At 62.5% G+C, this 8,453-nt stretch carries 8 protein-coding genes; 7 read left to right on the top strand and 1 reads right to left on the bottom strand.

The window, feature by feature from the left end; all coding sequences use genetic code 11:
• From C666_RS17670 to recG, 4 genes are all read left to right on the top strand, one after another.
• Window positions 1-427 (top strand): SPOR domain-containing protein (locus tag C666_RS17670; RefSeq protein WP_004345940.1); only part of this gene is annotated, 427 nt, incomplete at its 5' end.
• 44 nt (window positions 428-471) lie between these two features.
• Window positions 472-915 (top strand): flagellar assembly protein FliW, encoded by a 444-nt coding sequence (gene fliW, locus C666_RS17665; protein ID WP_004345938.1) that lies wholly within the window; start codon window positions 472-474, stop codon window positions 913-915.
• A 101-nt stretch (window positions 916-1,016) separates the two neighbouring features.
• Complete coding sequence (locus C666_RS17660) at window positions 1,017-1,397, top strand: RidA family protein (protein ID WP_004345936.1); 381 nt, start codon at window positions 1,017-1,019, stop codon at window positions 1,395-1,397.
• Window positions 1,398-1,469: 72 nt separating this feature from the next.
• Entirely contained in the window at window positions 1,470-3,536 is a 2,067-nt protein-coding gene (gene recG, locus C666_RS17655; RefSeq protein ID WP_038001167.1) for an ATP-dependent DNA helicase RecG, read from the top strand.
• Between the two features lie 27 nt (window positions 3,537-3,563).
• Here the strand turns inward: recG and C666_RS17650 are convergent, their stop codons facing one another.
• Window positions 3,564-4,928, bottom strand: a complete 1,365-nt coding sequence (locus C666_RS17650) for an integron integrase (RefSeq protein WP_081593487.1) — start codon at window positions 4,926-4,928, stop codon at window positions 3,564-3,566.
• 156 nt (window positions 4,929-5,084) lie between these two features.
• Between C666_RS17650 and C666_RS19390 the strand changes: the two genes are divergently transcribed.
• From C666_RS19390 to C666_RS20615, 3 genes are all read left to right on the top strand, one after another.
• Window positions 5,085-5,339, top strand: a complete 255-nt coding sequence (locus tag C666_RS19390) for a hypothetical protein (protein WP_004345929.1) — start codon at window positions 5,085-5,087, stop codon at window positions 5,337-5,339.
• Between the two features lie 110 nt (window positions 5,340-5,449).
• Complete coding sequence (locus C666_RS17640) at window positions 5,450-6,601, top strand: hypothetical protein (RefSeq protein WP_038001148.1); 1,152 nt, start codon at window positions 5,450-5,452, stop codon at window positions 6,599-6,601.
• A gap of 113 nt (window positions 6,602-6,714) precedes the next feature.
• Entirely contained in the window at window positions 6,715-7,746 is a 1,032-nt protein-coding gene (locus C666_RS20615) for a hypothetical protein (protein ID WP_154666236.1), read from the top strand.
• The last annotated feature ends 707 nt before the right edge of the window (window positions 7,747-8,453 follow it).

Below are 8,453 nucleotides of genomic sequence, written 5' to 3'. Positions count from 1 at the left end.
GCCCGCGCCGCCTTCCGCGCCCGCGCCGGCAATGCCCGCCGACACGGGCGCCGCCGTTGCAGCGGCGCAGCCCGCGCCCGTTCCGCCGGATGCCGAATCCGCGCCTGCGCCCGCGTCGGTGCCAGTGCCCATGCCCGCGCCGCCCCCGCCTGCCGTGGGCGTTCCGGCCGTGGCCTTCGAAGGGGGGGAGGCGATGCCGGCGCCGGCAGACGGATACCGTATCCAGCTCGGCGTTTTCGGCGATTCGGCCAATGCGCTCTCGCTGCAGCGCGAGCTGGCTGCGCGGGGTCTGCCGGCCGGCATCCAGAGCCGTGTCGTGCTGGGGCCGTTCGCCGACCGCGAAGCGGCGCGCAAGGCCCAGTCCGCCTTGCGCGCGGAAGGTCTCGAGGCGGGTATGCTATTGCCGCCCGCGAAGAAAAAGCCCTGACGCCCGGCGTCAGGTCCGATCCAGTCATTCCAGGGGGAGCACCCATGCAAGTCAAGAGTCCGGAGTTTGGCACCGTCGAAGTCGCCGACGACCGCGTCATCGAGTTTCCCGCGGGCTTGCCCGGTTTCGAGCAATGCCGCCGCTTCGTGCTCGTGCACGAAGAGGGGCGAGAGGCGGAGGTCTTTTTGCTGCAATCCGCCGACGACCCCGATGTGGCGTTTTCGATCACCGCCCCGATACGGCTCGGCGTGAACCTCGAATTCACCCTGAGCGACGAGGATGTGGCCTTGCTGCAGCTCGACAGCATCGACGACGTGGCGGTCGCGATCATCGTGCGGTCGCAGGGCGCGGATGAAACGGGGCCCGCCGGCGCCGGCCTGAGCGCCAACTTCATGGCGCCGCTCGTCATCAACACGCGTGCGCGCCGCGGGATGCAGAAGGTGATCAGCCGCCTCGGCTGCGAGATCACGCTGCGCCAGCAAGGCTGAGGCAGGGTGCTGCCGCCGATTCGCCGGCGTGTTTCGCCGCGCGGCCTGCAACGTGGGCCCGCGGTTTAGAATGTGGGTCATTTTGCCAACGAGGTTAAGCCATGGCCCGCACCATCATCTCCACGCCCGATGCCCCTGCCGCGATCGGCCCGTATTCGCAGGCCGTCAAGGTCGGCAACCTGGTCTTCCTGTCCGGCCAGATCGGCCTCGATCCGGTCAGCATGCAACTGGTCGAGGGCGTCGAAGCCCAGGCCGTGCGAGTGTTCGAGAACCTGAAGGCGGTGGCCGAGGCCGCCGGCACCTCGTTCGCCGAGGTTGTCAAGATCACTATCTACCTCACCGACCTGTCGAACTTCGGCACCGTCAATGAAGTGATGACGCGCTATTTCGCCGAACCCTACCCGGCGCGCGCCACCGTCGGCGTGCGCGAACTACCGCGCGGTGCGCTGGTCGAGGCCGATCTCACGATGGTCCTCGGCTGAAAACCAGCCCTTCAGTGCGTGGCCCGCGCGAAGAAATCCGCCGCCCGGACCGATGCCGCCGATCCCGCCGCAGTGCGGGAGCCGCCGTCCCGGCCATCGCCGCCGCAGGCATGGCCGGGGGTGGGCGCCCAGCTTGCCGGGCTGCTGGCCAAGCTGGACATCCGTGGCCCCCGGGATCTGCTGCTGCATCTGCCGCTGCGCTATGAGGACGAGACCCGGCTGACGCCGATCGCCGACGTCCGGCCGGGCTTCCCGGCGCAGGTCGAGGGCGAGGTCGCGGCGTGCGAGGTCGTGCTGCGCCCGCGCCGGCAGCTCGTCGTCCGCATCCATGATGGATCGGGCGTGCTCGTCGCGCGCTGGCTCAACTTCTATCCGTCGCAGCAGAAGCAGCTCGCGGTGGGACGCCGGGTGCGGCTGTTCGGCGAGCCGCGGGGCGGCTTCTTCGGCTATGAGATGGTGCACCCCCGCGTCCGGCCGGTGGAGCAGGATGAGCCGCTGCCCGACGCGCTGACGCCGGTCTACCCGACCACGGCCGGCGTCGGCCAGGCGACGCTGCGCAAGCTGATCGATCGCGCGCTGCAGAGCGAGCATCTCGACGATCCGCTGCCCGCGGAGATCCTGGGCGATCTGCGCCTGCCAGGCTTCGCCGAAGCGCTGCGCGCCTTGCACCATCCCGCGCCCGATGCCGATCCGGCGGCGCTCGAACTGCGCGAGCACCCCGCCTGGCGCCGCATCAAGTTCGAGGAACTGCTGGTGCAGCAGATGTCGCTGCGGCGGGCCTACAATGCGCGCCGCGCGCGCCGTGCCGTGCCCCTGCCGGAGCGCGGCCGTCTTCCGCGCGCCCTGCTCGGCGCCTTGCCGTTCCGTCCTACCGGCGCGCAGTCGCGAGCGGCGGCCGAGATTGCCGCCGACCTGGCCGCGCCGCATCCGATGCAGCGCCTGCTGCAGGGCGACGTCGGCAGCGGCAAGACCCTGGTCGCCGCGCTGGCGATGCTGCAGGCGGTGGACAACGGCTGGCAGGCGGTGATGATGGCGCCCACCGAGATCCTCGCCGAGCAGCACTGGCGCAAGCTGTCCGCCTGGCTCGCGCCGCTCGGCATCGACGTGGCCTGGCTGTCGGGCAGCCGCCGGAAGCGCGAGCGCGAAACCGAGCTCGAACGCCTGCGCAGCGGCGAGGTGCTGCTCGCGGTCGGCACCCATGCCTTGATCGAGGACCCGGTGACCCTGCCGCGGCTGGCCTTGGCCGTGGTGGACGAACAGCACCGCTTCGGCGTGCGCCAGCGCCTGGCCCTGCGCGAGAAGGGCGAGGAGAACCGCCGCCCGCACATGCTGATGATGTCGGCCACGCCGATCCCGCGCACGCTGGCGATGACGCACTACGCCGACCTCGACGTTTCAGTGCTGGACGAGCTGCCGCCCGGGCGCACGCCGATCCGCACCCGGCTGGTGTCCGATGCGCGCCGCGACGAAGTCGTCGAGCGCGTGCGCCAGGCCTGCCTCGGCGGCCGCCAGGCCTACTGGGTGTGCCCGCTGATCGAGGAGTCCGAAGCCCTGCAGCTGCAGACGGCGGTCGAGACCTTCGATGCCCTGGCCGAAGCGCTGTCCGAACTGCGCGTCGGGCTGGTGCATGGCCGCCTCAAGGCGGATGAAAAATCCGCGGCGATGAAAGCCTTTTCCGCCGGGGAAATCGACGTGCTGGTCGCCACCACGGTGATCGAGGTCGGCGTCGATGTGCCCAATGCCAGCCTGATGGTCATCGAGCACGCCGAGCGCTTCGGCCTCGCGCAGCTGCACCAGTTGCGCGGCCGCGTCGGGCGCGGCAGCGCCGAATCCGTCTGCATCCTGATCTATGCGCAGCCGCTGTCGCAGACCGGGCGCGAGCGGCTGAAGGTGATCTACGAGAACACCGACGGCTTCGAGATCGCCCGCGCCGACCTGCGCATCCGTGGCCCCGGCGAATTCGTCGGCGCCCGCCAGAGCGGCCTGCCGCTGCTGCGCTATGCGAGCCTGGAGGAGGATGGCGATCTGATCGAGCCCGCGCGCCAACTCGCCGAGCGCATGCTGCGCGACATGCCCGAGGCGACCGAGCGCCTGATGCAGCGCTGGCTGGGCGGGCGCGAGGCGCTGCTGCGGGCGTAGCCGGAAAAGCGCGCCAGGATTTGCCCCTCAAACCCTGTCCAGCGGACTCACCACCCCCAGCCCGCCACGGTTGAGCACATGGGTGTAAATCATCGTCGTCTTCACATCGGCATGGCCGAGCAGTTCCTGCACGGTACGGATGTCGTAGCCGCCCTCCAGCATGTGGGTGGCAAAACTGTGGCGCAGCGCATGGCAACTCACCGGCTTGTCGATGCCCGCCGCCTTCGCCGCAGCATGAACCGCCTTCTGCAAGCTGCTCTCATGCAGGTGATGACGCCTCACGGTGCCGTCGCGCGGGTCGGCCGCCAGCCGACTGGCGGGAAAAACATACTGCCAACCCCATTCGCGCGCCGCACCCGGATACTTGCGCGCCAGCGTATCGGGCAGGTACACCGCCCCGGCCCCCAGTGCGAGATCGTCACGATGCAAGGCCCGGACCTTGTCGAGATGTTGTCGCAGCGGCTCCATCAGGCGCTGAGGCAGCGGAACCACGCGATCCTTCTGCCCCTTGCCGTCGCGCACCACGATCTGGCCATAGGCAAAGTCGACATCCTTGATCCTCAAGCGCAAGCATTCCATCAGGCGCATGCCGGTCCCGTACAGCAGTGCAGCCATCGTTGCCGGCGAGCCCTGAAGAGCCGCCAACAGCCGCCTCACCTCGTCCGCCGTCAGCACCACCGGCAGGCGCTGAGGACGCTTCGCGCGGGCAAACGCACCCAGATCGCCCAAGGGCCGCTCCAGCACCTGGCCGTAAAAGAACACCAGTGCATTGAGCGCCTGATTCTGCGTATTGGCCGCCACCTGCCCTTGCACTGCGAGCACTTGCAGAAAAGCCTTTACCTGCGCCGCGCCAGTCTGCGCGGGATCGCGGCCACCGATGAAACACAGATAGCGTTCCAGCCATCCCAAATAGGCTCGCTCCGTGCGAATCGAATAATTTCGTTGCCGGATTACCGCCACCAGGCGATCGCCCGGTGGCTGCTGCGACGCGTCGGCGCCATTCTCCGCAGGCAGGGTAGGCGGGCTGCTCATTGTGCGTGCAATCGTCGGATGGCTTGCCCCCAGGGTACGGCCCCCTTCGCGCCAGAATGCCCAATCCATCTCGGTCGCCGCAGGTGCCCCCGCCATCGTCAACAAGTGGCGCACCGCATCCACGGCTTGCGTGAATTGCCACGTCGCCATTCCGTCTACCCTGCCCAGCTCTCCCAGCCAGGACTCCACTGTGGCTACTGAGTGAGTGGCGAGGCGCTGTCCGTCGGCAGCCTTGACGTAGGCTTCGGCGTGGCGGGCGTACCACTGCACCGCCGATGGCTTCACACCAGATTCTGTGAGTGTAAACCGGTACTTACGCCAGAAGCGGGCTACCGTATCGGAATGGTTTGACAAGGTCATGAGTCTGGACTAACGTCATCGACGATGCAGTTAAAATCTACAGGTTTGAAATGCTAATCGAATAATTCAGGGTGGGCAATATGTGGATTCCGTCTACTCATCCATTGGCCCGCTCCGTCTACTACACTGTTATATTTCAAAAGAAAAGGAAAAGAAATGAACAATTTTGATTTCGAGAAGAGCAGAAATTTTCTAGAATTCATGATCGAGAAAAACCCTGATAACAAGGAACTCATCCAGGCCTATGTTAGCTTAATTGAGAAAAAGACGGACTTTGACATCGAGTACATCAAAGGCGATGCTGATCTGAGAAAAGATTTCGAGAAAAATCAGACAGAAAGATTTAAGGCTGATGCTGAAATTACGAAAAAATCAATAGAACAGGGAAACGCCATTCCAAGGAAGTGGTGAAAATATAACAATTCGCTCAAGCCGACGCCTTCGGCGCGGCTTAGCTCAAACGTTAGACGTCGCAAGCCCGACGGTGCCGCCCGGACACTCCCTTCCAAATATTTTCAGCCATGAAGAGAACAACGAACCTCCTGGCAACAGCTATCGTCGTGTACTTCATTCTCATCGTTACGGGAGTGATAAACGACACATACCTACTCGCCTCACTCGTACTCGCCGTATTTCCATCTGACTTTACGGCAGAAACATTTCAGCGTGCTCTGGAAGCGATAGGAAGGAAAGACTGGAAGGTGCTGGGGACAATAAGTTCACCCATGGTAAAGACGGGTGTCGTTCTCTATCTCGCTCGAACGGCCCTCTACGTTGGCTCAGCTGTCTTCTTGGCGGCATGGTTCTACCCCCGTGCCCGGGAGCTATTTCTGTTCCTGAAGGCCGCAGACGTCCTCGGTATGGACCTGGAAGCAGGCAGTGCTAACGAGCCGCAAAGGACCTATTTGGTACGTGCCTTTCGCAGACGTGCCGCGCGAAAGCGCGTTGAGTCATACGCTTGGTTATTCGCTGCACTGGTCGCTTTGACCGTGGCTGTCGGGTTTGTCACTCGCGAGCACCTGTACTTCTTGCCAGAAGTCATTGAACCTGACACGGCCTCCACGGCCGACACGCTTGCGACCGCGCGTGAGCTGATTTCCGAAGCGCAGGATCTTGCGAAGGAGGTCCGTTCTGACCTGATCGAAAATGAGGGAAGTATTCGCTCGCTTATTGAGAGCCAACTCGAAACAGATGCTCAAGCGGGTCCGTCAAGCACTGCGCGCGCCGAAGTTCTACGTTCGCTGGCATCTCGTCCTAGCTTTCAACCCGATAAGGAGTTTGGCGAAGCGATGTCCGTAGCACGCGGCCACATAGATTTTGCAACAAAGCAGCTTGAGTTTGTAAATCGACAGGCTGAGCTGGAAGTCATACGAGATGCCGCTCTAACAGTTGCTTCCAAAATCGCGGCATTAGTGCTGATAATGTCATTGGTTGTACTTCTAGCGCGTCTATACCGGACCGGGCTCGCGTTATCGGTGCAGTACGAAGCCATGGCCGATGCAATCTTTGTTGGACCGGAGAAGCTCGAACTCGACACGCCCACCGTACTCACATTGTTCACACCTGCGCTGTCGCGCGCGCTCCCCAACCTCGGCAATAGCGGATTGCAAGCTTTCTTTCAGAAGTCTTCAGAAGATGCAAGGTCTTCAACCCGCACGCGCGGCGACGTCTAACCCGACAGTCGAACGGACCGCCTCCGGCGTCCGCTCACCTATGCGTTGGGCAGCACAGGAGACTGGACTGTAGACGCGTACAGTGTATTCATACATAAGGGGTACTGGCACTCATGGCAACCGCTCCGCAAGTCACATTTCTTGAGCAGAACGCACCTATCGACGAGTATGGCCGGGCGTTGTACGCGGTCGCAAGATCTATCCTCCGTGCCTTACTCGACTCGTTGAGCGCCGAAGACCTTCTTGACCTCAACACTGAGATCAAGAAGGTCCGTATGCGGCAGCTCGCAAAGGTCGTCCGGCTTGAGCGAGACAAGGGCATGCGCGGTGATGGCTTCGAATGGGCAGTACACGAGGCTGTATCTGGCGGCGAACCAAAAGTGGTGGACCCAATTCACACCGCGCTGCGAAGAGCCTCTTCCTTTGTAAAGGATGCTGCCCCGCGCTCGTTATTGTTTGGTCACGAACGCGCTCGGTACCTTGGATTCCTTGACGCGGTAGTGGAGGAAGCTGGGAATGATGCTTTTCTCCTTCCGGAGGGGAGCGGTCGCCCTTTCAGATTCGGTCCATGGGTGCAGCTCGCCGCCAAAGGCCAAGCGGCGGAAGCTGAGTTGAATCAACGTATCCAGCAAATATGGAAGACAGGCCTTTTCCTGTCTGCTGACGGTGACACGCGGCACTTCGCAGCAACCGTTAAATCCAACGTAGCCCAGCTAGAAGGCGGACGTGGCTTACGCTTGGGAATCGTTCCAGAGTCGACCGAGTATGCGAATCATGCTGGAGTAAAATACGACCGCAGCAAGGGGCTCTGGGTAGTGTCTCTCGCGGATCCGAATGGTTTTATGGGCCTCTTTAACGACGCATATCATGCCGTCGCACGATCTTTGTGCACTCTCGGCAAGCAGCCGACTCCGCCCTACTACACCAAGCCGAGCGCGAAGGCGCAGAAAGTCCAGGAACAAATCGAGAAATATCCAGACGCTACAGTGCTTGACATAGAGGGTGCGCTCAACGAGGCGGCACAGCAATCGCTGATTGTCGAGACACATCGTCTGATCAGCGTCAACGCTCCGGAGTGGCTTCACATTAAGCAGAAAGCGCCTAAGGTGTTCTCGCCAAAGCCGAAGTTCCACAAACTCACGTGAGCACGGCCCAACAAGCGCTTGCAGCCGACCGGTCACTCGCTACGCTCGCGACCGCCGGCTGAAGCTTTACGTTAGGTTCATATGTCGCCAACGCCACTCGAAGTGACAGAAAGCCTTTTGAGGTTCTGCCACGAGCACAGTTACCAGGCACCGCCGCTGCAAATGGAGGCGCTTGAACGGTGCTGGACGGCACAAATTCATGGTGACATTCCGACGGCTTGCAGCCACGCGGCCGAAATCATCGTTGGTCCGATTCCGTGGCAAGAGCAATTCGATCTCGCTGTTCCGGAACCGCTGACGCACGAAGATTCGGCTTATGCGAAGGCAGTCTTCTATGGCCTCCTACACCTATGGAAGCGCCTCATGAATGAATTGCAGCCTCCGCTGTGCAACTGCTGCCAACGCCCAAAGATTCTCAGTTGGCATTGCGAGCGAGTTCAGCATAAATGAAACCTAACCCAGCGTTCGAGGCGACCTGCGCGAAAAGCCGCGCAGGTGCCTCAACTCCACTACAAGGGCTTCCCCATCTGTCAAGCAATAGCTTTCCCCGGCCCCCAGAGTGGACGACGTTTCCCTTGCTGAACAACTTTCCCCCGAATGAGCTGCAAGCAATGCAATAACAACAAGGTGCGAACTGGCCAGACTACAAACGGTCACTCTTGCAGCACTTTGATGGCTGCGGACCCTGATGAAGGACGCACGCGGGG

It is taken from the genome of Thauera linaloolentis 47Lol = DSM 12138 (genome assembly GCF_000310205.1).
Lineage (GTDB): Bacteria > Pseudomonadota > Gammaproteobacteria > Burkholderiales > Rhodocyclaceae > Thauera > Thauera linaloolentis.
Note: the sequence above shows the minus strand (reverse complement) of the source record. Positions and strands in the feature narration are given on the sequence as shown.

What these genes read in the sequence shown, in the direction of transcription:
- C666_RS17650 (WP_081593487.1), bottom strand. Translation starts at nt 4,928, where the DNA reads ATGACCTTGTCAAACCATTCCGATACGGTAGCCCGCTTCTGGCGTAAG.
- C666_RS17660 (WP_004345936.1), top strand. Translation starts at nt 1,017, where the DNA reads ATGGCCCGCACCATCATCTCCACGCCCGATGCCCCTGCCGCGATCGGC.
- fliW (WP_004345938.1), top strand. Translation starts at nt 472, where the DNA reads ATGCAAGTCAAGAGTCCGGAGTTTGGCACCGTCGAAGTCGCCGACGAC.
- C666_RS19390 (WP_004345929.1), top strand. Translation starts at nt 5,085, where the DNA reads ATGAACAATTTTGATTTCGAGAAGAGCAGAAATTTTCTAGAATTCATG.
- C666_RS20615 (WP_154666236.1), top strand. Translation starts at nt 6,715, where the DNA reads ATGGCAACCGCTCCGCAAGTCACATTTCTTGAGCAGAACGCACCTATC.
- C666_RS17640 (WP_038001148.1), top strand. Translation starts at nt 5,450, where the DNA reads ATGAAGAGAACAACGAACCTCCTGGCAACAGCTATCGTCGTGTACTTC.